General features: G+C 71.2%; 22 protein-coding genes and 2 pseudogenes. 18 read left to right on the top strand and 6 right to left on the bottom strand.

Going from position 1 to position 24,032, the window contains the following annotated elements; translation table 11 throughout:
- Positions 1 to 3 precede the first annotated feature (3 nt).
- Positions 4 to 2,727: a right-handed parallel beta-helix repeat-containing protein gene (locus ABD978_RS06620; protein WP_345350347.1), complete on the bottom strand. Its 2,724-nt coding sequence runs from the start codon at positions 2,725 to 2,727 to the stop codon at positions 4 to 6.
- Positions 2,728 to 2,859: 132 nt separating this feature from the next.
- Between ABD978_RS06620 and ABD978_RS06615 the strand changes: the two genes are divergently transcribed.
- Positions 2,860 to 3,849 carry a TAXI family TRAP transporter solute-binding subunit gene (locus ABD978_RS06615; protein ID WP_345349996.1) on the top strand — a complete coding sequence of 330 codons (990 nt, stop codon included), beginning with the start codon at positions 2,860 to 2,862 and terminating at the stop codon, positions 3,847 to 3,849.
- A gap of 35 nt (positions 3,850 to 3,884) precedes the next feature.
- Here the strand turns inward: ABD978_RS06615 and ABD978_RS06610 are convergent, their stop codons facing one another.
- The 3 genes from ABD978_RS06610 to ABD978_RS06600 all read right to left on the bottom strand — a co-directional run bounded on the left by ABD978_RS06610 (position 3,885) and on the right by ABD978_RS06600 (position 7,761).
- The gene (locus ABD978_RS06610; protein ID WP_345349993.1) at positions 3,885 to 5,255 is read right to left on the bottom strand and encodes a sensor histidine kinase; all 1,371 of its coding nucleotides are present in this window, start codon (positions 5,253 to 5,255) and stop codon (positions 3,885 to 3,887) included.
- A 7-nt stretch (positions 5,256 to 5,262) separates the two neighbouring features.
- Positions 5,263 to 5,994 carry a response regulator transcription factor gene (locus tag ABD978_RS06605; protein ID WP_425550680.1) on the bottom strand — a complete coding sequence of 244 codons (732 nt, stop codon included), beginning with the start codon at positions 5,992 to 5,994 and terminating at the stop codon, positions 5,263 to 5,265.
- A gap of 132 nt (positions 5,995 to 6,126) precedes the next feature.
- On the bottom strand, positions 6,127 to 7,761 hold the full coding sequence (locus tag ABD978_RS06600; protein ID WP_345349987.1) for an APC family permease: 1,635 nt from the start codon (positions 7,759 to 7,761) through the stop codon (positions 6,127 to 6,129).
- A 272-nt stretch (positions 7,762 to 8,033) separates the two neighbouring features.
- Here ABD978_RS06600 and ABD978_RS06595 point away from each other — a divergent pair, with 272 nt between their 5' ends.
- The 17 genes and pseudogenes from ABD978_RS06595 (at position 8,034) to ABD978_RS06520 (ending at position 22,285) form a co-directional block, all read left to right on the top strand.
- Positions 8,034 to 8,657 (top strand): TetR/AcrR family transcriptional regulator C-terminal domain-containing protein, encoded by a 624-nt coding sequence (locus ABD978_RS06595; protein ID WP_345349984.1) that lies wholly within the window; start codon positions 8,034 to 8,036, stop codon positions 8,655 to 8,657.
- 84 nt (positions 8,658 to 8,741) lie between these two features.
- Positions 8,742 to 9,182, top strand: a complete 441-nt coding sequence (locus tag ABD978_RS06590) for a type II toxin-antitoxin system PemK/MazF family toxin (RefSeq protein WP_345349981.1) — start codon at positions 8,742 to 8,744, stop codon at positions 9,180 to 9,182.
- Between the two features lie 119 nt (positions 9,183 to 9,301).
- The gene (locus ABD978_RS06585; RefSeq protein WP_345349978.1) at positions 9,302 to 10,480 is read left to right on the top strand and encodes a cellulose-binding domain-containing protein; all 1,179 of its coding nucleotides are present in this window, start codon (positions 9,302 to 9,304) and stop codon (positions 10,478 to 10,480) included.
- 198 nt (positions 10,481 to 10,678) lie between these two features.
- Positions 10,679 to 10,888: pseudogene (locus ABD978_RS06580) on the top strand (helix-turn-helix domain-containing protein); the annotation flags it as partial.
- A gap of 288 nt (positions 10,889 to 11,176) precedes the next feature.
- Complete coding sequence (locus tag ABD978_RS06575) at positions 11,177 to 11,911, top strand: hypothetical protein (RefSeq protein WP_345350353.1); 735 nt, start codon at positions 11,177 to 11,179, stop codon at positions 11,909 to 11,911.
- An 88-nt stretch (positions 11,912 to 11,999) separates the two neighbouring features.
- Positions 12,000 to 12,845, top strand: a complete 846-nt coding sequence (locus ABD978_RS06570) for an SAM-dependent methyltransferase (protein ID WP_425550679.1) — start codon at positions 12,000 to 12,002, stop codon at positions 12,843 to 12,845.
- The gene (locus ABD978_RS06565) at positions 12,838 to 13,158 is read left to right on the top strand and encodes a hypothetical protein (RefSeq protein ID WP_345349972.1); all 321 of its coding nucleotides are present in this window, start codon (positions 12,838 to 12,840) and stop codon (positions 13,156 to 13,158) included. The genes ABD978_RS06570 and ABD978_RS06565 overlap by 8 nt, the downstream gene beginning before the upstream one ends.
- Positions 13,151 to 13,393 carry a hypothetical protein gene (locus tag ABD978_RS06560; RefSeq protein ID WP_345349969.1) on the top strand — a complete coding sequence of 81 codons (243 nt, stop codon included), beginning with the start codon at positions 13,151 to 13,153 and terminating at the stop codon, positions 13,391 to 13,393. Before ABD978_RS06565 ends, ABD978_RS06560 begins: the two co-directional genes overlap by 8 nt.
- Positions 13,386 to 13,598: pseudogene (locus tag ABD978_RS43785) on the top strand (helix-turn-helix domain-containing protein); the annotation flags it as partial. The gene ABD978_RS06560 and the pseudogene ABD978_RS43785, both read left to right, overlap by 8 nt.
- A 33-nt stretch (positions 13,599 to 13,631) precedes the next feature.
- On the top strand, positions 13,632 to 13,874 hold the full coding sequence (locus ABD978_RS06555) for a hypothetical protein (protein WP_345349966.1): 243 nt from the start codon (positions 13,632 to 13,634) through the stop codon (positions 13,872 to 13,874).
- Between the two features lie 146 nt (positions 13,875 to 14,020).
- Positions 14,021 to 15,265 (top strand): tetratricopeptide repeat protein, encoded by a 1,245-nt coding sequence (locus ABD978_RS06550; RefSeq protein ID WP_345349963.1) that lies wholly within the window; start codon positions 14,021 to 14,023, stop codon positions 15,263 to 15,265.
- A gap of 276 nt (positions 15,266 to 15,541) precedes the next feature.
- Positions 15,542 to 15,751, top strand: coding sequence for a hypothetical protein (locus tag ABD978_RS06545; RefSeq protein WP_345349960.1), 210 nt, complete (start codon positions 15,542 to 15,544; stop codon positions 15,749 to 15,751).
- A gap of 416 nt (positions 15,752 to 16,167) precedes the next feature.
- Positions 16,168 to 17,412: a methyltransferase, FxLD system gene (gene fxlM / locus ABD978_RS06540; RefSeq protein ID WP_345349957.1), complete on the top strand. Its 1,245-nt coding sequence runs from the start codon at positions 16,168 to 16,170 to the stop codon at positions 17,410 to 17,412.
- On the top strand, positions 17,412 to 17,531 hold the full coding sequence (locus ABD978_RS06535; RefSeq protein ID WP_345349954.1) for an FxLD family lanthipeptide: 120 nt from the start codon (positions 17,412 to 17,414) through the stop codon (positions 17,529 to 17,531). Before fxlM ends, ABD978_RS06535 begins: the two co-directional genes overlap by 1 nt.
- Before the next feature lie 78 nt (positions 17,532 to 17,609).
- Positions 17,610 to 20,351 carry a lantibiotic dehydratase gene (locus tag ABD978_RS06530; RefSeq protein ID WP_345349951.1) on the top strand — a complete coding sequence of 914 codons (2,742 nt, stop codon included), beginning with the start codon at positions 17,610 to 17,612 and terminating at the stop codon, positions 20,349 to 20,351.
- Positions 20,348 to 21,424, top strand: coding sequence for a lanthionine synthetase C family protein (locus ABD978_RS06525; RefSeq protein WP_345349948.1), 1,077 nt, complete (start codon positions 20,348 to 20,350; stop codon positions 21,422 to 21,424). Before ABD978_RS06530 ends, ABD978_RS06525 begins: the two co-directional genes overlap by 4 nt.
- Before the next feature lie 15 nt (positions 21,425 to 21,439).
- Positions 21,440 to 22,285 carry a thiopeptide-type bacteriocin biosynthesis protein gene (locus ABD978_RS06520; RefSeq protein WP_345349945.1) on the top strand — a complete coding sequence of 282 codons (846 nt, stop codon included), beginning with the start codon at positions 21,440 to 21,442 and terminating at the stop codon, positions 22,283 to 22,285.
- Positions 22,286 to 22,338: 53 nt separating this feature from the next.
- On the opposite strand, the gene ABD978_RS06515 is transcribed toward ABD978_RS06520, so the two are convergent.
- Both ABD978_RS06515 and ABD978_RS06510 read right to left on the bottom strand, forming a co-directional pair.
- Positions 22,339 to 22,974: an NAD(P)-dependent oxidoreductase gene (locus ABD978_RS06515; protein ID WP_345349942.1), complete on the bottom strand. Its 636-nt coding sequence runs from the start codon at positions 22,972 to 22,974 to the stop codon at positions 22,339 to 22,341.
- 2 nt (positions 22,975 to 22,976) lie between these two features.
- Positions 22,977 to 23,987 (bottom strand): EamA family transporter, encoded by a 1,011-nt coding sequence (locus tag ABD978_RS06510; protein WP_345349939.1) that lies wholly within the window; start codon positions 23,985 to 23,987, stop codon positions 22,977 to 22,979.
- Positions 23,988 to 24,032: the final 45 nt, after the last annotated feature.

Here is a 24,032-nt window from a genome sequence, read left to right as displayed (position 1 = left end):
GGTTCAAAGCGGAGCATCCGGAAGATCCTCCGGCCGTACGATCGTCAGGTCCTCCTTCATCGGCGTGCGCAACTCGGCGACCCGCTGCGCGTGGTGCTCGGTGATCCGCTGGAACACCTGCCGGGCCGCGCGGCCGTTGCCGAACCGCGCCCCACGCGGGTAGCGCTCGAAGAACTCCAGCAGCCGGGCGAGGGTCTCGTCCGGCAGGTGGTAGTCGTGCTGCCGGGCCTGGTGCTGCACGATCCGGACGAGCTCGTCGGAGGAGTAGTCCTCGAAGGTCAGCGTGCGGGTGAACCGCGACGCCAGTCCCGGGTTCGAGTCGATGAACCGCTCCATGTCGCCGGGATAGCCGGCGGCGATCACCACGACCTCGTCGCGGTGATCCTCCATCAGCTTGACCAGCGTGGCGATGGCCTCCTGCCCGAAGTCGTTGCTCTGCCCGTACGGCACCAGGGCGTACGCCTCGTCGACGAACAGCACGCCGCCCAGCGCCCGCTTGAAGACCGCCTGCGTCTTCGGCGCGGTGTGGCCGACGTACTCGCCGACCAGGTCGCCGCGGTCGGTCTCGACCAGGTGACCGCTGGACAGCAGCCCGAGCGCGGCGAGGATCCGCCCGTAGAGCCGGGCGACCGTGGTCTTGCCGGTACCGGGGTTGCCGGCGAAGACCAGGTGCCGCGACAGCGGCGGCGGCGAGAGCCCCACCTCCTCCCGGCGCTTGACCATCTGCATCAGCTTGGCCAGCGAGGCGACCTCCTGCTTGACGCGGCTCAGGCCGACCAGCCGGTCGAGCTCGGCGAGCAGGTCGGCCAGGTCCTCCTTGCCGTCGCCCTCGGCGAGGGCGCCACGGGCGGCGCCGGCGGGCGACGCCCCGGGCCGCAGCACGGCGGGCCGGCTGCGCTCGGCGGCCGGAATGGCGCTGGTCGCGACGTTGCCGGTCCGGCAGTCCTGGAAGACCGGCTCGGCGCCGTCCGCGACGGTGAGGTCCTCCTTGGTGTCGTGCACCAGGCAGCGGCGCACGGTCGGCGTGGCGTGCGGGCCGACGTACAGCGAGGGAAAGCCCGTCTCGGAGATGTCGCAGTCCTCGAGCACCCCGGCGGCGCCCTCGTTGAGGTACACGCCGTTCTTCCCGCACCGGGCGATCGTCACCGACCGGACCCGCGGGCGCGCGCCCGTCCAGATCACCAGCGCGCTGCCCTCGGTGTCGCAGATCTCGGCGTCCTCGATCCACGCGTCGCTGCCCTCGTCGAGGAAGATCCCGGCCGAACCGGTCCTCGAGACCTTGCCGCCGCGGATCAGCACGCCCGTGTCGGGCCCGACCTCGATCCCGGTGCGCGCCACGTCGGAGACGTCGCAGTCGTCCAGGAGAGGCCGGTGCCGGGTGGTGATCTGGGCGCCCATCTCGACGTCGCTGATCCGGCACTCGCGCAGCACGGCATCGGCCCCCTCGATCGACACCCCGGCCAGCCGGGCGCGTTCGATCCGGGTCCGCTCGGCGAACAGGTCGGCGCGCTCGTCGACCCGTACGCCGTGCTCGGGCGTCTCGCGGACGTGGCAGTCCTGAAGCGTGGCCCGCGCGCCGCCGCCCAGGTGGACGGCGGTGAACGCCGTCCTGGCGATCTCGCACTCCCGCAGCGAGACGACCGCGTCGCCCTTGCAGTGCACCCCGTTGGCCCCCGACCGGGCGAACACCGAACGGCGGGCGCGCACGGCGGCCGCGCCGGTGACGACCAGCGCCGTTCCGGAGACGTCGACCGCGCGCACGTCCTCCAGGTCCAGCCGGCACGTCCCGGTCGCGACGATCGCCACGGCGTCCGTCTCGCGGACCTGGCAGTCCTTCAGCCGGGCGGCGGCCTCACCGCGGACGAGCACGCCCTCCGCCTTGGTACGCACGATCTCGCAACCCTCGAGCCGGACCCGGCGGTCCTCCAGCCCGGCGGAGGCGCCCTCGGCCTCGTCCCCCCGGTGCGCCGCGGCCGGCGCCTGCTCCGCCGCCCCTGCGGAGTCCTCCAGGCGCACGCCCTGCGCCCCGGAGTCGTGCAGCTCGCACCCGCGAAGGGAGGCGTACGCCGCCGCGCTGATGACCAGCGCCGCGTCCCCCGACCCGCCGATCTGGCAGTCGGTGAAGATCCCGTGGGCGGCACCGCTGAGCTGCAGGCCGGGACCGCGCGCCCGGTCGACGACGGTGCGGACGCACTCGACCTGGACGGAGCCGTCGAGCCGCACGCCCGCGCCGGCCACGGACCGTACGGTGCAGTCCGCGATGATCCCCTTGCTGGTGCCCGTCACCCGCACGCCCGCCTGACCGGCGTCGCGCACGCCGCAGCCGCGCAGGGTGAAGGTGGCGTCGGTGAAGGTGATGCCGCCACCGCTGATCTCACAGCGTTCGAGGACCGGCGCGCCGTCGCGGCCGAGCACGGCCACGTCCGCCGACCCGGCCGCCTCCAGCGTCAGGTCGCGCACGGTCGCCGAGCAGCCGTGCAGGCTCAGCGCGGGCCCGTGCGGCGAGACGACGCGCACCGTGCCCGCTCCCTTGGCGGCGACGATCGTGACGTTCCGGTCGACGATCAGCGCCTCGTTGTAGACGCCGGGCTGGACGGAGACCACCGCGCCGTCGGCCGCGGCCCGCACGGCGGCGCCGATCGTACGATGCCCGCCCCAGGCGCCGGGCGCGACGCGCTGCCAGCCCGCCTTGACACGGAACTCCTCACGATCCGTGTTCCCTGGCATACCCACGCGATCAAGCTTGCCAGGCTCACCTGCCGCACGCGAGTGCCCGGCCCCACCATTCCCCCGCCGTATCGTCCGATTCGTGATGCGGCAACCGTTACCACGTCGAACCTGTGAGTGAGATCATGACGCATGCCCTACCGTGCGCGACCGTTCGGCTACCCGAGCCGGGCGAGCATGCCGGACCGGAGGACCGCCCTGCTGGCGGGCCTGGGACTGGCCGCCACGGCGGTCGGCGGCTGCGCCCTGACCGCCTCCGCGAACGACTACCGGAAGGGGACCCTGCCGATCGCGACCGGGCTCGCGGACGGGGTCTACTACCAGTACGGACGCCGGCTCGCCCGGCTCATCGGCGACCGTCTCCCGGGCGTGCGCGCCTCGCCGGACGTCACGAGCGGGTCCTTGGACAACCTTCGGTGGCTGCGATGGGGCGGCGACCGGCTGGCGTTCACGGCGGCCGACGCCGCCGGCACGGCCGTGACCGCGCCCGGCGAGCCGATCCGGGCGCTGGCCCGCCTGTACGACGACTACCTCCACCTGGTGGTCCTGGAGTCGTCGAATTTCCGCACGATCGACGACCTGCGCGGTCACCACGTCGGGGTCGGCGCGAAAGGGTCGGGCGTGGAGCTCGTGGCCCGGAGGGTGCTGGCCGCCGCCGGTCTGACGGAGCTCGTCACCCCGATGCGGATCGGCCTGGACTACTCGGCCGCCGCACTGCGGTCGGGCCTGGTCGACGCGTTCTTCTGGTCCGGTGGCCTGCCGACCGCCGGGATCGCCGAGCTGGCCGGGCGGGTGCCGCTCCGCCTGATCCCGTTGGGCGGCCTGGCGCCGGAGGTCCGCCGGCACTACGGGCCGTACTACCGCACGGCGACGATCCCGAGCGGCACGTACGTGAACGTCGACGAGACCCAGACGATCGCCCTCGCCAACTTCCTGGTCGGCCCCGCCTCATTGGACGACGGGCTCGCCTACCGCGTCACCGAGATCCTGTTCCGGAACCGGGACGCCCTCGCGGCGGCCGTGCCCTCGGCGGAGCTGCTGGACGTGGGCAGCGCCGTCCAGACCGATCCGGTGCCGCTGCACCCGGGGGCCCTGCGGTACTACCGGTCGGTCAAACGCTGACGGCGGGCACCGCGATCGAGGGGGGTACCGGCCGGTCAGGCGCCGACGGCGGACACCGCCATCGTCACGCGCAGGCCGGCGCCGTCCGCGGCGGCGATCTCCAGCCGGCCGCCGCTCGCCTCGAGGAGCGTACGGGCGACCGACAGGCCGAGCCCGGAGCCGTCGACGTTCTGGTGACCCGGGCTGCGCCAGAACCGGTCGCCGATGCGGGCGAGCTCCTCGGGCGGCAGGCCGGAGCCCTCATCGGTGACGCGGATCTCGACGTCGTCCCCGACCTCGGCGAGCTCGACGGTGACGGCCGACCCCTCGGGGGAGAACTTCAGCGCGTTGTCGATCACCGCGTCGAAGGCGCTGCCGAGACCGGTGGGGTCCGCGGCGCCGAGCACCGGCCCCGCCCACTTCCGGCGCACCTCGATGGCCCGCGCGTCCGCGACGACCTGCCAGGCGGTGACGCGTTCGTCGACCAGGACGGCCAGATCGATGGTCTCCACCGTGGCGCCGCCCTCCTCGGCGAGGGCGAGCTCCAGCAGGTCGTCCAGGACCCGCGTGAGACGCTCGGCCTCGTGCCGGAGGTCCTTGATCTCCTCCTCCGACCCGGGCGGCAGGGACAGCGCCAGGCCCTCCAGCCGCAGCATGACGGCCGACAGCGGGTTGCGCAGCTGGTGCGACGCGTCGGCCACGAAGGCGCGCTGGCGTTCCATCGTGGCCTCCACCTTCTGCACCATCTCGTTGAACGACGTCGTGAGGCGGCGCAGCTCCGGCGGGCCGCTGGCGCCCGCCACGCGCGCGTCGAGGCGTCCCGTCGCGATCGTGTGGGTCACCGTGTCGAGCGCGCGGACCGGACGCAGGATCCAGGTGGCCAGCAGGTGGGCGAGCGCGAGGAAGAGCAGCACCGCGACGGCCTCCACGGCGGCGAGCACCGACCAGTCCCCGGTGACGGCGGCCCGCATCCGGCCCGTCGGCGAGACCGTGACCACGGCGCCGACGACGTCGCCGTTCCGCGTGACCGGCGCCGTCACGACGAGCGGGCCGTGCTCCCACGGCCAGATGGTGTCGCCGTTGGCGCTGTGCCGGCCGGCGAACGCCTGGCGCAGCCCGGCGCGGACGGCGGCCGCGTCGGTGCCGGGATAGCCGGCCGTGGTGACCAGCGTCGAGTGCTGGCGGTCGACGACCGCCGCGGCCACCCCGTAGACGTCGTGGTAGCGGGTGAGCTCGGCGCCGATGTCCGAGGACGCGCCGAGCGGCGCCCCGGCCGCGATGGACGCGAACCGCGTCGTGTCGTCGAGCCGGTCCTGGAACAGGGCGTCCTGGTGCTGCCGGACGATGCTCGTGGCCAGCGGGACGCCGAGCGCGAGCAGGCTGCAGATGACCAGGGTGTTGAGGACGAGGATCAGGCGGGCGCGCACGGTCGGGTCAGGGGTGCGGGGGCGCGGGTCGGGGGCTCGCGGCCGGGGGGCGGACGTCCGCGGTGACGCGATAACCCACGCCGCGGACGGTCTGGATGGCGCCGGGCACCTTCAGCTTGGCGCGCAGCGAGGCGACGTGGACCTCCAGCGTCCGCTGGTTGCCCTGCCAGTTCGTCTGCCACACCTCGCTGATCAGCTGGTCGCGCGGGCAGACCACGCCGGGCCGGCGGGCGAGGACCGCCAGCAGGTCGAACTCCTTGCGGGTCAGGCTCACCGGCACCCCGTCGACGCTGACCACCCGGCGCAGCCGGTCGAGGTCGATCCGCCCGGCGATCAGCGCGTCGTCCTCGGGCGGGTCGGCGGGCCGGGCGCCGTCGTGCCGCGCGGTGCGGCGGCTGACGACGTGGATCCGCGCGATCAGCTCGCCGACGTCGTACGGCTTCACCACGTAGTCGTCGGCGCCGAGGTGGAGACCGTGGATCCGGGACCGCACGTCCGCCCGCGCGGTCACCATGATGATCGGCACGTCTAGGACCGCGCGGATGCGGCCGCACAGCTCGAACCCGTCGCGGTCGGGCAGGCCGAGGTCCAGCAGGATGACGTCCGGCTCGCTCGCGAGGCGTTCGAGCGCCTCGGCCGCGGTGCGCGCCGGTTCGACCTCGAAGCCGTGCCTCCGAAGCACCGAGCACAGCGCCGCGGCGACGCGCACATCATCCTCGACGACGAGTAGCCGCACCACCGCTCCTTCCATCGGGCGACACAGATGATCTTTCGTTCCATCGCACAACGTACCGGGCCGATCACGCGAATGGGACCGGGCCCTCCCCGGCGCCGGAAGGGGGAGGGCCCGGAGCTGGTGCTCCCGGTGGGGTCAGCCCACCGGGGCGAGGTCGGGTTCTTCGCCCACCGAGGCCTCGCCGGCGACCTCACGCGACGGTCCGGCCCAGCCGCTGCGGACGCCCCAGTAGTAGAAGACCAGCGAGGTGACCGCGACGATCGCCATGTCCACGCCGTACGGAAGGACGCCGTGGCCGCCGAACTTCGCGCTGCCGAACGCGGACAGCAGCGCCATCCACGCGAGGTAGACGACGAGCCAGATCCCGGCCCGCAGGTGCGGGGCCCACCCGGCGAAGCGCGCCCGCCAGCCGTAGTAGACGTAGATCGGCAGGCCGAGCGCCATGATCCCGATCACCTCGCCGGTCAGCGGCCACTTCGACCAGAACAGCAGCAGGGAGGCGAACATGAACCCGGCCGGGGCGACGATCTTCAGCGCGGGCGCCGGGGCGGGCCTCGGCAGGTCCGGGCAGGTGCGCCGCAGGACCGTGGCCGACACCGGCCCGGTCACGTACGAGATCACGGTGGCGACCGAGATGACGTCGGCCAGCGAGCCCCAGCCCCGGAAGGTGAACAGGAAGACGAACGAGACGGCGAGGTTCAGCCACATCGCCGGCTGCGGGATGCCGTACTTCGGGTGGACGCGGCCGAAGATCTTCGGGAAGGTGCCGTTCTCCTTCATGCCCTGGATCATCCGCGCCGTGGACGCGGTGTAGGTCATGCCCGTGCCGGACGGGGAGACGAACGCGTCGGCGTACAGCGTGATGGCGAGCCAGTTGAGGTTCCAGGCGATCGCCAGGTCGGCGAACGGCGAGTTGAAGTCGATGCCGGACCAGCCGTGGCCGAGCAGGTGGCCGGGGACCGCGCCGATGAACGCCGTCTGCAGCCCCACGTACACCAGCGCGGCGACGACCAGCGCGCCGATCAGCGCGAGCGGCACCGCGCGGCCCGGGTTGCGCGCCTCACCGGCGAGGTTGATCGGGCTCTGGAAGCCGTTGTAGGCGAACACCACGCCCGAGGTCGCGATCGCGCTGAGCACCGCCGCCCAGCCGTACGGGGCGAAGCCGCCGTGGTGCGAGAAGTTCCCGCCGTGGAAGCCGGAGGCGATCAGGCCGATGATCGTCAGCGCCGGGACGGCGAACTTGACGATCATGATGAAGTTGTTCGCCATCGCGTACAGCCGGACGGTCCAGTAATTCAGCAGGAAGTAGACGACGACGAGGACCCCGGCGAGGGCCAGGCCCAGGGGATGGAGTTCCTTGCCGTCGTACAGGCCCTTGGCCCAGTGCCACTTCCAGGAGCTCATGTACTGGATCGAGGCCTCGGCCTCGATGGGGATGACCGAGACGATGGCCACCCAGTTCGACCAGCCGCCCATGAAGCCGACCATCGAGCCGTGGGAGTACTGCGCGTAGCGCACCATGCCGCCGGACTTGGGGAAGGTCGAGCCGAGCTCCATGTACGACAGCCCGATGAGGATCATGATGCCCGCGCCGAGGACCCACGCGAGGATGGCCGCGGGGCCGGCGACCTTCGCCGCCTTCCACGCGCCGAACAGCCAGCCGGAACCGATGATCGAGCTGAGCCCGACCATGAGAAGCGAGAACGTTCCGAGTCGCCGCCGGTAGTCACCGGTCGACGCCGACCCGGATACGGGTGACGCGGTCGCCATGGATCACTCCATCTCAGTGCGCGAGGTCGCGGGGAGGGGGGTTGTCTCGCGAGATTTGGTCGAGGATCCCCCCACGCGGCGACGCGGCCCAAGACGTTTGAGGGAAACCTGAGGTTCCAGGCATCGGCGGGTATCCCGGACATCCTTCGGTGCGGTCCGCCGTCGCGCCCGCCGGGGTCGTGCGAACCCGGCACCATCGGACGCACTTCGGCTACTGATCTTTCGAACGTTCGCGTTGACGGGGCCGGTCTCCCGCAAGATCCTTGATCGCCATGGGAACGGATGATCAGTCGGCGTGGTCCTCGTCGGCGAGCGGACACGGCGACGCCGTACGGCATCAGGTGCTCGGGGCGGCCGCCGACATCCTGCGGCCGGCCCCCGCCCCGGCCGACGGGACCGGCGGCCGGCCGGTCGTGGACGGATCCGACCCGTCCGCGGTGACGCTCTACCTCGCCCTCCTGCAGGACCGCCTTCCCGTCTTCGCGCGCGTCATGAAGGACCTGGGCGCACGGGTGGGCCGGGGCGAGGTCGCCGACAACCTGGTCGTCGCCGCGCAGGCGACCATCGGCTTCTACCGGGAGATCCTGGCGGCGAAGGTGTCGATCCTCGCCAGCTCCGACCAGATCGTGCGGCTCCGGCAGGTGTTCCAGAGCCATGACCTGGGCCCGCAGGCGGCGTACGCCGAAGTCACGGGCTACCTCGCCGGCGAACGCGACCTCGGGCGGATCGCCGCGGACGTGGACTGCACGGCGGCCGCCCGGCTCCTCATCGGCGCCTGCTTCAACCACGCGTTCATGAAGATGCTCCTCGGCGACGGCCCCGCAGACGACGAGTTCGTCTCCCAGATGATCGGCGGCCTCCGCCTCGGCCACCATCCGAACCCCACCGCCGACTGAGCGCCGCCCGACCGGCCCCCGCAGACCGAGCCCCCGCCGACCGAGCGGCGCGGAACCGGCTGGATGGCCGGATAGGCTGCCCGGATGTTCGATCAAGGCGAAGACCCGCGGCCCGCGCACGGCGCGGTGCGCGAGATCTACACCCCCGAGCGGGCGGCGACCCTCGAGTACTCCCCGGACCTCGACGGCCTCGCGGATCCCGGCGAGATCGTGTGGGCGTGGGTGCCCTACGAGGAGGACCCGGCGCGCGGGAAGGACCGGCCGCTGCTGGTCGTCGGCCGGCACGGCCGCCGGTTGCTCGCGCTGATGCTGTCCAGCCGTGACCACGGCGACGACCCGGACTGGCTGGAGCTCGGCTCGGGCGCGTGGGACCGCGACGGCCGCCCGTCGTACCTGCGCCTGGACCGCGTGTTCGCGCTCGACGAGGACGACATCCGCCGGGAGGGCGCGATCCTCGACGGCGAGCGGTTCGCCCACGTCGCCGCCGTCCTGATGCGCCTGCACGGCTGGACGCCCACGCGCTGACCGGCCACCGCCCTCGGGCGTGAAAGGAAAATGGAAGATCCTTGCCGGGTGGGTGTGGCCGACTCACTCTGGTGCGTACGCGCTCCGGCGCGTACGCACCGTCCCGGTGAGGAGCAGTCATGCCCGGCCCAGCGAAGACCCGACCCGTGATCTCCCGGCCGCGCACGTGGCCGTACAGGGCCGCCTCGGCGGTGGTGGGAGCGATCATCCTGGTGGTCTCGCTCGTGCTGCCCGGCGCCGGGCCGGCGTCGGCCGCGCCGCCCTGCGCGGTCACGTACACCGTCAACCAGTGGACCGGCGGCTTCACTGCCCAGGTCACCGTCACCAACAACGCGGCCCCGGTCACGAGTTGGACGCTGACCTGGACGTTCGCCGGCGACCAGAAGGTCACCTCCGTGTGGAACGCGCAGGTCACCCAGTCCGGGCAGGCCGTCACCGCCCGGGACAGCGGGTACAACGGCGCGCTGGCGACCGGTGCGTCGACGAGCTTCGGGTTCCAGGGGACGTTCAGCGGCCAGAACGCGGTCCCGGCCGACTTCGCGGTGAACGGCGCGAGCTGTGAGGGAGACGGCACCCCGACTCCGACGCCGACTCCCACGCCGCCGACGTCGTGCGCCCAGGCGGCCTTCTGCGACGGATTCGAGAACCAGACCGGCTCGACGCCGTCCGGCGCCTGGCAGCCGTCCTACCCCGACTGCCAGGGCACCGGAACGGTCGCCGTCGACCACACCCAGGCGCACGGCGGTACGACCTCGCTCCGGGTGGACGGCGGCGCGACCTACTGCGACCACGCCTTCGCGGTCAACACGACGGGAGTGGCCGCGGCCGGTTCGGTGATCTACGTGCGCTACTACGTCCGGCACACCCAGGCGCTGCCCGCCGGCCACGTCGCCTTCACCACGCTGACCGACGCGGCCGACGGCAACCGGCACCTGCGGCTCGGCGGCCAGAACCAGGCGCTGCAGTGGAACCGCGAGTCGGACGACGCGACCCTGCCCGAGCAGAGCCCGACCGGCGTCGCGATGAGCGTTCCGCTCCCCGTGAACCGGTGGTCCTGCGTGGAGTTCGCGATCAACGGGACGGACGGCACCATGAGCACCTGGCTGGACGGGACCGAGGTGGCCGGCCTGCACCTGGACGGCACCCCGACGCCGGACGTCGACCGCCAGTGGCTGAGCCGGGCGAACTGGCGACCGCACCCCACCGACCTGCGGCTCGGCTGGGAGAGCTACGGCGGCGCGCGGGACACCCTCTGGTTCGACGACGTCGCCGTCGGGTCACAACGCATCGGCTGCTGACCGCCGGATGATCCGTCCGACGTACGGACCACCGCGGCGTCGAGCGTCCGGCGGCCGTAGTTCCGAAATATAGGGATTTCAAGCGCCGGTGACCGCTCGGTCACCGCTCCGGATGGCCGGATCTGCGCCGAGGGGGTCCAAACGTAAAGCCCTGCACCGTAGCCTGAGGTTGTCGAAGCTTCAGGAGGTGCAGGGCCTATGCCCGAATCTAACACGTACTCAGTCGGAGCAGACCTCGCATTCGGGGAACGGGTCAAGATGCTGCGAACCCGTCGCGGTATGACCCGCGAGGTTCTGGGAGCTCTCGTCGGTAAATCTGGGAGCTGGGTCAAGGGCATCGAGACTGGACGTCTGCAACAACCGAAGCTCCCTGTCCTGCTGCGTCTTGCGGAGGCACTCCGTGTGCGAGACCTCGCAGAGTTGACCGGCAATCAGTCCACCCCGGTCCATCTATTCGCTGGTCCGGGGCACCCCGCTCTCCCTGCCGTACGGGATGCCATCAACACCCTGGTCGTCCCTGATGCTCCCCCTCCCCCGCTCGATCATCTGCAAGCTCGTGTTGACGCTGCATGGCGAGCCCGCCACGCAGCACCCGATCACCGAACGGTTCTCGGCCGACTACTTCCCGACCTGATCAAAGACGCACAACGTGCCGTGAAACTCTACGAAAGTGATGAGCGACGGCACGCTCGGGCGATGCTCGCCGATGTCTACAACCTCGCGCAGTTCTTCCTCGCCTACCAACCCGCCGCGGATCTACTGTGGCGCGTCGCGGAACGAGCGATGACGGCCGCCCAGGAAGCCGATGACCCAGAAGCACTCGGCGGCGCGACATGGCTCCTCGTAGAGGCCCACCGCGACTCCGGCGACTTCGAGATCGCCGAAGGCGTCAATCAGCAGGCCTTGGATCTGCTCCGCCCATACATGGACGACGCTGGTCACCGTCTGCGCGCCAGGTGGGGAGCCCTGCTGTTCGCGTACGCCTACACAGCCGCACGGGCGGGCGAGAACGGCATGGCGTGGCGCCTCTGGGACGAGGCAAACGACGTCGCACAGCGACTGCCACGGGACTACTACGACCCGATGACCTCCTTTAGCCGAGCCGTCATGGGCGCTCACGCGGTCACGATCGCAGTCGAACTGCGCCAGGGCGGCGAGAGCAGCCAGCAGGCACGCCGCGCCGCACGACTGACTATCCCGTCCCAGCCCAGACGCGGCCGGCACCTTATCGAGGTCGCTCGGGCATACCACCTCAACAACGACAAACGGAGCGCACTCGGGAGCCTGAGCGAGGCTTACGTTGTCGCACCGGAGACCATTCGTTACAACGGCCACGCACGCCGGATCTTGCTCGAATTGACTACCGAAGGGCCGCGAGAACTCCGCCGCGATGCCAACGACCTTGCGGATCGAGTGGGTCTCCTGGTCTAAGAACATGGGGGCACAAACTGTGCCCCTCGGCCCTGACTGGCTCTCATACCGTCACTGCCTCAACGGATCGCAATGAACCGAACACGGCATGCGGACAGGACACCCTATGGGGCAAAGACGGATCACAGCGCAAACAGCGCAAAACGGCCTAGGCCAACTCGCATATAACCCGCTTCAGCCGAGCCCGGCTCGCATGTACGACTACTACCTCGGCGGCAAAGACAACGGTCCGGCTGATCGAGAAGCCGCTAAGGAGGCCATCAAGCGGGTTCCGAACCTGCCGTTGATCGCCAAAGAGAACCGTGTGTTCCTCCAGCGAGCAGTCAGATACCTCCACGCCGTTGGGATCCGGCAGATCGTCGACATCGGCGCCGGACTGCCCACGCTGACCAACACCCACGAGGTCGCCCAGCAACGCGCGCGCGAGACCCGCGTCGTGTACGTGGACAATGACCCGCTCGTCCTGGCCCACGGCCACGCCTTGCTGGCGACCAACGACAGAACGACGATCGTCCAGGCGGATCTTCGCAACCCCGACGGCATCATCGAGCATCCCGAACTCAAGAAGCTGATCGACTGGGACGAGCCCGTCGGTGTCCTCGCGGTCGCGGTTCTGCATTTCGTCCGCGATGACGAGGCTCCGTACGGAGCGGTCGCGAAGCTCCGCGCAGCGATGGCCCCCGGCAGCTACCTCGTGCTCAGCCACGCCGAGCTCAACCAGCACACGCAGCACGCGGCCGAGGTCTACAACGAGGCAAGTGCTCCCGCCGTGCCCCGCACTCGAGAAGAGATCGAGCGCTTCTTCTCGGGCTTTCAACTCGTCCGCCCTGGCCTGATTCCCGTGTCGAGGTGGAGACGTCCTGGTTCCCAGGCTTTAACGGTTCCGTTCCTGGGTGGGGTCGGCCGGAAGCAGGAGGACGAACGCCATGGCTGACCAGCGCGAGCGCATACTCATCGACCGTCTCTCTGCGGCCCTGGAGGAAAGGGGCCTGCGGGTCAGGGTCGACGGCGCCTGCGTGACGGCGACCAACGCCGACGCCCGCCTCATTCAGAGCGTGCGACTCCAGGACATCGACGGCGAGCCGATGTGGTGCTGGCTCTGGCTCGGCCCGCGTCCCGTCATCCGCGGCGAGCCCAGACCGGAGCCGGACATTGAGCCGTTCTCCCCTGCCGCCGAGATCGGCTATGCCGCGCGGCGAATAGCGAACGTCGTCGCCGGACGCGTCGAGGAGTCCGCCGATGCGTGACCAGCAGATGGCGGCGATCGTCGCCCAGGTGCAGCGCCGGCTCCCCGGCTGGGTCATCGTGCGAGCGCCGTATCACGGTGGTCTGACCGCATTCGGGGCCTGCACGCGAGCAAGCACAATCATCGACGCCGGCGACACAAACACCCTCATCAGCCTGTGCCGTATGGCCCAGCTCGCCGACGTATCCAGCGCCCATACGGCCCGCATCGTTCCCAGAGTTCAGTTCGATGACTAGCCGGGGGAACCTTTCGTCTTCGGCGCAGCGCCTTCCTCTGTGTCGTCAGCTCGGCTCAGAGCTGAAGGCGCTCAGGACGCTCGCTGGCCTGAGCCAGCGGAAGATGCAGGCGGAGACAGGACTGAGCCAGCCGTTCGTATCCCGGATTGAGAACGGCGACGCTCTCATATCAGCTGAGGAGCTGAAGGCCTGGGTTAGGGCCGCCCGCGCGGAAGGCAGACACCCTCAGCTGCACGCGTTGAACGAAGTCATTCACGACATCAGCGCAGGAGCTGCCGCCGTCAGGATCTTCACGCTCGTCGAGCCCGTCAGCGGCACCTCCTTCGTACAAGTGTGGACCCGGCAGACGGAGCTTCTCGTCGAGGACGCTGGTTCTGTCGAGCGGTATCGCACCCTGTTTGACGAGATCACCGGCAGCACGCTGTCCAGCAACAGCACCAGCGTGGCAGTGCGTGAGCCCAACACCGGAGATGTCTGGTGAACCTCGTGTCACAGCTGCACCCCTGCGGCCGCCTGCCCTTGGCCGTCTGCCTCAGTGCAGCAGCCCTCGCGACCCACCCCGACTGGCAGATCACCAGCCTCACGCCAGGTTCCATCCCACCCGATCCCGACCCTGATGACGGAGCAATGACCGTATTCGACAGCGCCTACAACGCCCTTCCCGACGAGACCCGCCGCGCGTACCGGCTGCTCAGCCGAAACCCGGGGACAGATACCAGCCCTGAGGGTGCCGCCGCCCTCCTCGGCCGCACCGTCGAGGCCGCCACGGACCGGCTGGAACAGCTCGTCGAGGCCCGGCTCATGGACGAACAGCACGGCCGCTATTTCTTCCACGACGTGACGACCGACCACGCCCGCGCCACTTCCCTGAAACACGGCAGCCACGACGATGCCGCCAACGCGCTGACCCGGCAGTCCTACTGGTACCTGCGCATGGCCGCTGCCGCCGCCCGCGCGATCATCGGCGGCCGCTGGTACCTCGGCGCGGTCTTCACCGCACCGCCCATCACCCAGTTCACCGAAGCCACCGCGCTCGATTGGCTGGAGACCGAACGGTACAACCTGGCGGCCATCGCGGAAGCCGCACGCAAACGGGGCCAGTACGCCGTCGCCTGGCAGATCGCCGAAGCGGCCTGGCCGCTGTTCGTCCGTCACCGCCACTACGACCTGTGGATCCTCATATACGAGATCGGGCACCAGGCTGCGCGAGCGGCCGGCGACCCCCAAGCCGAAGCCCGGATGCTCCAAGGTCAGGCGTCCGCCTACCTGACGCAACGCAAGTTCGGTCATGCTGCCGGGCTGGCCGACCAGGCACTGGAGCTCGCGCGGGCGACGGGTCACCGCCACGCCGAGGGCACGTCGCTGGAACAGCTCGGCCTGGCCCTGCTCGGCCGCGACCAGCACGTCGTCGCCACCGAGCACTTCCAGTCGGCCCGCGACGTCTATCACGCCCTCGGAGACGAGCGCGACGCGGCGATCATGACCCGCCATCTGGGCGAAGCCGCGATCGCCGCCGAGCTGTACCACGGCGCCATCAAGCACCTGACCGAGGCGGACGGCTGGTTCGCCCTCCAGGCAAAGGAGGGTTACCTGCGCTCACGCTGCCTGGGACCGCTCGGTCACGCTTACCGCCGCGTCGGCCGCCTGGACGACGCGCGGACGGCGTTGACGACGGCCCTGGAACTCGCCAGGGACGCCAGCGCCCACCAGCAGCAGGCCGGGCTCCTCGTCGAACTCGCCGACCTGGCCGCCGACATGGACGACACCGACCTCGAACAGCGGCACCTGCGCGAAGCGCACGTCATCTACGAGCAGTTGGGCGCTCCGGAGGCGGCACGCGTCGCTGACCGGCTCGTGCCGCAGAACCCGTGAACGCGCTCATGGTCTCTCCAGCTGGACGGGCCGGAGTGGCTCCCCGAACACGAGGTCAGAGAAGTCTTCGGCGCCAGCCGGTGGCAGCTCACTCACTGGGCCAATGGACTGCTCCACCACCGGAGAACCGCTTCCGGCGGCCGTGAATACCGTCGTACGGACGTCGAGCGGTTGGCCAACATCCCCGGCGAGCCAGGGACGCTCGCCCGACAGCAGCTCGCGCGCTGCTCGCCAGCGGGCGGCCATGGCGCTCCACAGCGGCGCTGGTAGCCGCCTATGGCCGAGCCTCCGGACGCCGTCGCTCACCGCCTCCAGGCGGTACTAGATGCCGAAACCACGACGCTGCGGAAGGTCGTCGCTGCGGTGCTGGACGGCCACTCCACGCAGGTGGACGTGGCTCAGATCCTCGATGCGGATGACGCCGCACTGGCCGAGGTCGTCTCCACGGTCCTCAAGCAGCACGAGGCCTCCCGGCAGCCCCCATGAACGCGACGTCGGGCAGGCCAAGGCGGACGGAAAAGAACCCATCGCGAAAGGAACTTCGTGCACGACCCTGGTATCGACGGCATGACAGCCTGGCGTTGGCTCGCCGTGTTCTGCCCGCCGGAGCTCGCTGCCTGGATGGGCCGGTACAGCACGGCGCTCGCCACCCACTCCATGCCCTCCCGTATCGATCACCAAGACGACCCGCGTGCCGACGTCACGCCGGCCGCCACGCCTCCGGAGACGCCGAGGACCGGCCACCGATCGGTTGCGGACGCGCCCGGTCGTTCGGCCTGGAGACGAGCCGCTGGTTGGGCAGCATGGCGTAGCAGGAGACGAGAGACGCCGGGCCACCCGCGCGACGACCAGAGATCGCTCGAACCGCAGCCGCCCCACACCCATCGGGAGAGGACACCTTCATGAGCATCGGCACCCTGGGCAGCGAAAGCCTCCGCCGCGAGATGGTCGACCGGCTGGCCGCCGACCACGCGGCGAAGGGCCTCACGCTGCGCCCCGACGTCGAGGCGGCCATGCGGGTCGTTCCCCGCCACCTCTACACGCCGGGCGTCCCGCTGGAGGAGGCGTACAAGGACGCCGCGGTGATCACCAAGCGGCGCGGTGAGGAGACCATCAGCTCGGTGTCGGCGCCGTTCTTGATCGCGGAGATGCTCGGTCAGGCGGCGGACGCGCTCGACGGGCTGGAAGGCCGTCACGTGCTGGAGATCGGCAGTGGCGGCTACAACGCCTCGCTCCTGCGGGAGCTCGTCGGCCCGGTCGGGTCGGTCACGACCGTCGACATCGACCCTGAGGTGACCGATCGGGCGGCCACCTGCCTGGCGGCAGCGGGCTACAACGACGTCACCGTGGTGTGCGCGGACGCCGAGCAGCCGGTCGAGCCGGGCCGCCGCTACGACCTGATCATCGTCACGGCCGGGACCTGGGACATCCCGCCCGCATGGCGCGACCAGGTCACCGACAACGGCGTCCTCGTCGTGCCGCTGCGGACGTTCGGGATGACCCGATCGTGGACGCTGCGACGCTCGGGGAACCGGCTGGACAGTGTGAGCGACCGCCAGTGCGGGTTCGTGCCCGTACAGGGCGCCGGAGCCCACCAGATGCGGTACGTCGACATCGCCGACGGCGTCCACCTGCGCCTCGATGAGGGCCAGCAGGTCGACCCCGCCGCTGTCGCGAGCCTGCTCAACCAGCCGCGTCAGGAGGCGTGGGCCGGGCTGAGCCTGCCGCCCCGCACCGTCCTGGCCGACCTGGACCTGTGGCTGGCGACCCGCCTCAGGCCCGAGGTATGCGAGTTCGTGGTGCTGACGGCGCAGGAGGAAGCCGTCACCTCCGGCATCGTCGCCCCGGCCTGGCGGTTCGGCACCCCCGCGACCATCGACCACGGCACCTTCTCCTACCGGTCCGCGCTGCGCTGGACCGACAGGAAGTTCGATCTCGGCGCATACGCCCACGGATCAGCCGCCACCGCGGCGGCCGGGCGGATGGTCGAGCACATGCGCACGTGGGTAGACGCGGGCAGCCCCTCACCGGCGCTGCACGTCCTGCCCGCGGCGACCCCGGACGGCGACCTGCCGGACGGGGCAGTCCTGGACAAGCGGCACAGCCGCACCGTCCTCACCTTCACTCCCCAGGGAGGAACACCGTAATGGAGTACCAGCTGAACCTGCGCCTGGTCGACGCCGGGCCGTCCGCGAACGCCTACGCCACCAGCACCGACGACGGCTGCGGCTCGGGCAACACCGGCTCGGACGCCTGCTCCGGCTGACATCTGCCACCCATTGGGGCCCGGCCACTTCGGGGGCCGGGCCCCTCTTCCCACCCCTCCAGGAACGGTGAGCGCACCATGTTCCACGTCACCGACGCCGCGTTAATCAGAACCGCCGCCTACCCCCACGACCTGACCCTGCCCGCCTGGCCCGACCTGACCACCGGGCAGCCTACGGAGTGGCTGAAATGGCTGAACCAGGCGTGGGCCCTGCCCGCATTCGCAGCGGCCGTCACCTCCGCCGCACCGCAGCTCGCCGGCCAGATCACCCGCGCTGTGGCCGGCGAGTCGATGGCCGAGCGCCGGCTGCGGCGCCTGGTCGAGACGACGGTCCGATACCTGCTGAGATGGACGACCCGCGCAACCCCGTTCGGCTACTTCGCCGGAGTCGCACCGGTTGAGCTTGGTCCCCGCGCGGCCGTCCGCTGGGGCGAGGCACATCACGCCGTGGACCGCCCCAACGAAGAGTTCATCGCCGAACACACGACCCTGGCCGAGCAGGATCTAGCCACCCTCCGCGCGGTCATGGTGGTGACGAACTCGCTGGGGTATCGGCGTTGCCGTACATGGGTGCTGCCCTGCGCCCGCGCCGAGGAAGACCGGATGTGGGACGTCGAGATCGACCTGACCGATCCAGTCCGGTTAGCAGTGGAGACCGCCCGCTCCCCCATCAGGTTCAGTGAGCTGGCTGCGCGGATGGCAGAGGAACTGTCCATCGACGCTGCGGCGGCCGAGCGGCTGCTGGCCGCGCTCGTGGAAGCCGGAGTGCTGCTATCGGCGGTCCGGCCGCCGATGACCGTACCCGACCCGGCCGCACACCTCGCCCGCCACCGCACCCTGCCCGGCCCCGACGAACGAATCGCGGTCGACCTGCGCGTCGACTGCTCGGTGACACTGCCCCCGGCCGTGGTCGATGAGGCTCGCCAAGCCGCGTCCGCGCTCGTCGCGCTCGCACCACACCTGCCGAACTGGGCCGCCTACCATCGCGCGTTCATCGACCGGTGGGGGCCGGGCGCAGCCGTGCCGCTGCGTAAGGTCCTGCGCGTCCTGGGGTTCCCCGCCGGCTCCCGGGGCGCATCCCACCCTCGCGGCCCGGCGGAGTTCACCGCCCGCGACAGAGCGCTGGCCAAGCTCGCCCAGCGCTCCGCCCTGGACGGCTGCGCCGAGGTCGTGCTCGATGATGACCTGATCGGCCGCCTGCGCGGCGACGACGACCGGCCGCCGATCCCACACACCGAACTGCGGTTCACCCTCGCCGCCGAAACCCTGAGTGACCTGGACCGGGGCACGTTCACGCTGACGGTGGTGAGCGGGGCCCGCCACGCCGGCGTCGCAGCCGCGCGCTTCCTTCACCTGCTCACCCCTGCCGAACTGGAGCGTTTCCGCCGCGTCTACACGAACCTGCCGACCACCCTGCCCGGCGCGGAAACGGTGCAGCTGTCCGCCCCTCCGTTGGAGACCCGGTTGGCCGCCGTCGCTCGCACGCCCGAACTGCTGCCCGTCCTGCCGGTCGGCGACTTCTGCCCCGACCCGCACCAGACGCTGGAGGACCTGGCGGTCACCGGCGACGGCCAGCGGCTGTGGCTGGTGTCCAGAACCACCGGCCGACCGGTCGAGCCGCTGCTGCTCAACTGCGTGCTACCGCACGTTCAACAGCCACTCGTCTGGTTCCTGACGGAGATCTGGACGGCGTGGACGGCTCCGTGCAGCCGAGTCGACTGGGGCCACGCCCGTGACCTGCCATTCCTGCCGCGCCTTCGGCGGGGCCGCTCCATCCTGCACCCGGCCCGCTGGAACATCGAACAAGCCGTGCTCCCCTCCCGCACCGCGACGTGGCCGCAGTGGCGGGACGCCTGGCAGCGACACCGCGAACGCCACCGGATACCGCGCGAAGTACTCATCGGCGACGACGACGTGCAGCTACGCCTCGACCTCGACGAGCCCGCCCACCTGGCGGTGCTGCGCAGCCACCTCGACCGGCAAGGACACGCCATCCTCACCGAAGCCCCCGGCCCGTCCGGCTGGATCGACGACAGACCCGCCGAACTCCTGCTCACCCTCACCAACACCCAGCCACGTCGGCCCCCGCGCGCCGCACGCCCCGCCAGCACCCTCCAGCACCGACCCGGAGGCTCACTCTGGCTGGACGCCCGCCTGTTCGGCCGGCCCGACGACATCCTGGCCTGCCTCCCCGAGCGACCCGAGGACCTGCCGACGGGATGGTGGTTCCTCCGCTATCCCACCGCCGCTCCCCACCTGCGGCTACGGATACCGCTGCGCACCACCACATTCAGCGACGCCGCCCGCTGCCTCGCCTGGTGGGCGGAACGCCTGGACGACGACGGCCTGCTGGCCGACTACGCCCTGCACACCTACCGGCCCGAGACCCGCCACGGGACCGGGCTGACCCTCGCCGCAGCCGAAGCGGTCTTCGCCGCCGACTCCCGCGCCGCCCTCCACCACCTGTCCGGCGACCGGCACGCCGCCACGGCCGCGGGGATGATCGCCATCGCCCACGCCTTCACCGACGACGGCCTGCACTGGCTCCTCGAACACGTCCCCCGCCGCAGCGGCCCACGCCTTCAAACCGCCCAACTCGCCCTCGCCCGCGTCCCCTACGGCGACGACGGCCTGTCCGCCGCGCTGGTCACCTACCGGGCCCTGGCCGACCGCGACGGCCTCGACACCGATCAGGTGCTCGCGGACCTGCTACACCTACACCACGCCCGCATGATCGGCGTCGACACCGCCTCCGAACGGCACTGCCTGCGCCTGGCCCGCGCCATCGCCCACACCGACCTCACCCGGAAAACCTCATGACGACGGGACAATCCCTCGCCGACGGAGCGGCCGGCATCGCCCTCCTCCACCTGGAGACCGGCCAATGGGAGGCGGCGTACACGGCGTTGGAACAGGCCGTCGCCAACGGCGTCAGCATCGCCGCCGGGGCCAGCCTCTACTACGGCGCCCCCGCCCTCGCCTACGTCCTCGCCGGATCCGGCCACCCACGCCTCGCCCAGGCGCGGGCCGTCGCCGCCGAAGGGACCGCCACGGTGACACGCCACCGCCTGGAGGCCGCCCACCGCCGCATCGACGAACGCCGCCAGCCGCACTACGCCGAATTCGACCTGATCCGCGGGCTGACCGGACTCGGCGTCGCTCTGGGCCGCATCGGCGACCTGGATCTGCTCCGAGACGTACTGGCCTACCTCGTCCGGCTCACCGAGCCCATCGACGGGCTCCCCGGCTGGTGGTGCCCGACTGGCCCGAACCACGAGCAGCCGCCGCCGATCGGAGGCCACAGCAACCACGGGATCGCCCACGGCATCACCGGCCCGCTCGCCCTCCTCGCCGGCGCGCTGACCGACGGCGTCACCGTCGACGGACACACCGACGCGATCGTACGCATATGCGAGTGGCTGGACGTCTGGGAACAGCGAACCGGCTACGGCGCGTGGTGGCCGCAGATCATCACGCTCGAGGACCTGCGCCGTGGCAAGCCGAGCCAGCTATACCCGCTGCGGCCATCTTGGTGTTACGGCACCCCCGGCATCGCCCGCGCCCAGCAACTCGCCGCCCGCGCCCTCAACGACACCGCCCGCCAGCGCAAGGCGGAAACCGCGTTCACCGGCTGCGTGAACGACCCCGCGCAGACAGCCCGTCTCATCGACCGCAGCCTGTGCCACGGAACCGCCGGGCTCCTGGCGACCGGACGCCGGATCGCCGCCGACGCCGTCACCCCGATACCCCTCGCCCCGGTTCTGCGCCAGCACGGTCAGGCCACCGCCGCAGCGGACGAACCCACCGGATTCCTCGACGGATCAGCCGGTGTTGCCCTGGCTGCCGCTGAAACGACAGCGACGTCGTGGGACGCCTGCCTCCTGCTCTGCTGACCGAAAGGGCCACCCGTGGACGAGACTCCCTGGAAACAGGTCAACATCACCTACCCCGGCTCAGACCCTCACCAGCGTGAGCGTCAGGCCATCGACCACCTCGGGCCGATCCTGCCCGCCGCCGAAGCCAACGACCTCATCACCTCCTGGTGGTTCATCCGCAAGGGCCCCTGGCGCGTCCGCTACCTCCTCGCTGAAGAGCACGGCCACGACCGGAGCGATCCCCTGCACTCGCTCCTCACCACCGGAGTCACCTGGACCGACGACATCTACGAACCCGAGGTCCACGCCTTCGGCGGCCCCGCCAGCATGGACACCGCGCACACCCTGTTCCACCACGACAGCCGCCACCTGCTCACCTTCCTCCGGGACAACCCCGCCGACCGGCGGGAACACTCGCTCATCCTGTTGGCCGCATTCATGCGAGCGGCCGGACTGGACTTCAACGAGCAAGGCGACGTATGGGCACGCGTCGCCGAACAACGCGCCCGGCTACCCAGCCAACCACCCGACCCAGACCCTCAGGTGTGGGCCTCCTTCACCAGCGACGTCCGCCATCTCCTCCTCGGCACCCCTCGCGCGGACACCATCGCGGACGACTGGCTCACCGCGTTCGAGGACGCTGGAACGGCACTCCGAACCCTGCGCGAAAGCGGCGAACTCACGCGCGGTCTACGCGCGGTCATCGCACTACATGTGATCTTCCACTGGAACCGCATCGGTCTCCCCGCGACCACCCAGGCCACCCTCGCTCAGGCCGCGAAGGAAGCTGTCTTCGGCAGCACCCGTCGTGGGGTCCGCGGTAAAACCCGAGCTCAGTCGAAACCCGCGTTGACGAGGCGGCGGCGTGCCTCGAGGTGATCAGTCTGGTCTCCGGTACCGGCTCCAGGCAGGCCTTCCGGTGCTGTGCCGCGTCAGTAGCCGACGGTGAAGCGCGTCCGGTGGTGCCGGGGGCGCTCGGCCTCGTCCAGCAGGGCGACGGCGAGGTCCTCCATCGAGATCCGGGACTCCCCTTGGGCATCGACCAGCAGTTCGTCGGTTCCCAGGCGGTACGCGCCGGTGCGCTCGCCCGGTTCTAGGAGCGCCGGCGGGCTGAGGTAGGCCCAGTCGACGCTCGCCTCGGCCCGGCAGGCCGCGAGCTGGTCGGCGCAGGCCAGCGCGATGTCCCGCCAGTCGGCGGGGAACCCCGGCTCCTCCACCACGGTCAGGCCTCCGGTGCCGGGCACGGTCAGCGTGGCGGCGCCGCCGACGACGAGCAGCCGGACACCCGTCCCCGCGAGGCCGGCCAGCAGCGCCTTCACGGCCGTGACGAGCTCATGCTCGCTGCCGGGCGCCGGACGGGTCGCCGTGATCACGACGTCCTGGCCGGCGGCGAGGCGGGCCACGTCCTCGGGGTTCCGGGCGTCCGCCGTACGAATGCGGGCGCCGGGCGGCTCCGCGAACCGGCCCGGGTCGCGTACGACGGCGGTGACCTCATGGCCCCGGGACAGCGCCTCGGCGACGACGCGGCGGCCGACGCCGCCCGCCGCTCCGAACACGGTGATACGCATGATCATGAACTCCTTCTCACGGTCGCGGCGGCCGGCGCCGCCACACTTGTCGGCGCGGCCGGGCCTGCCGACGCGGACGCCGGGCTCGGCGGCGCCGCCGGGGTCATCGGCGCGGACGTCCGGCGTGGCCCGCCGGACCACTGGCCGGCCAGCGTGCCGCCGAAGGCCAGCGCCATGCCGAGCAGTTGCAGCGGGGTCAGCGCCTGACCGAGCGCGGCCCAGCCGGTGATCGCCGCGGACAGCGGGCTGAGCAGCGCGAGGAAGGCCACCGAGGTCGCGGGCAGGCGGGAGATGCCGCGGAACCACACCCAGTACGCGACGGCCGTGCCGACCGCCCCGAGGTAGAGGTAGCCGCCGACGGCGCGCCCGTCGAGGGCCGGCGGCGGGCCCTCGATCAGCAGGGTGACCGGCACGAGCAGCAGCCCGCCCACGGTGAGCTGCCAGGCGGTGAGGCCGAGCGGGCCGACGCCCTCGGGGCGCCCCCAGCGCTTGGTGAGCACCGTGCCCGCCGACATCGACGCGGCCCCGGCGAGTCCGGCGAGCACTCCGAGGGCGTCCATCCGGGCGTCGGCGCGCAGGACGACGAGTCCGACGCCGACGAGCCCTGTCAGGGCGGCCAGCAGCTTGCGGGCGGTGGGCCGTTCGGCCAGCAGCAGGGCCGCGAACGCGAGGGCGAACAAGGGGCCCACCGCGCCGAGCACCGCCGCGACGCCTCCGGGCAGCCGGTAGGCGGCCAGGAACAGCAGGGGGAAGAACGCTCCGATGTTGAGCAGGCCGAGGATCGCCGCCCGCCACACCCAGACGCCGCGCGGCAGGACGCGGGTGGCGGCGAGGAGGACCAGGCCGGCCGGCAGCGCCCGCATCGTCGCGGTGAACAGCGGTCGGCCGGGCGGCAGGAACTCGGTGGTCACGGCGTAGGTCGACCCCCATACGAGAGGGGTGAGCGCCGTGAGGGCCAGATCGCGGACGTTCGGTGCGGAGGAGACGTCCCGCCGGGCGGTGAGGACGGTCATCAGGGATCCCTCCAGATTGATAATCTCAACGTTGAGATAACAACA

The sequence above is a fragment of the Actinoallomurus liliacearum genome, assembly GCF_039542035.1.
Classification (GTDB): Bacteria; Actinomycetota; Actinomycetes; order Streptosporangiales; family Streptosporangiaceae; genus Actinoallomurus; species Actinoallomurus liliacearum.
The sequence above is the reverse complement of the archived record's forward strand: the minus strand, read 5'-3'. Positions and strand labels throughout refer to the sequence as shown.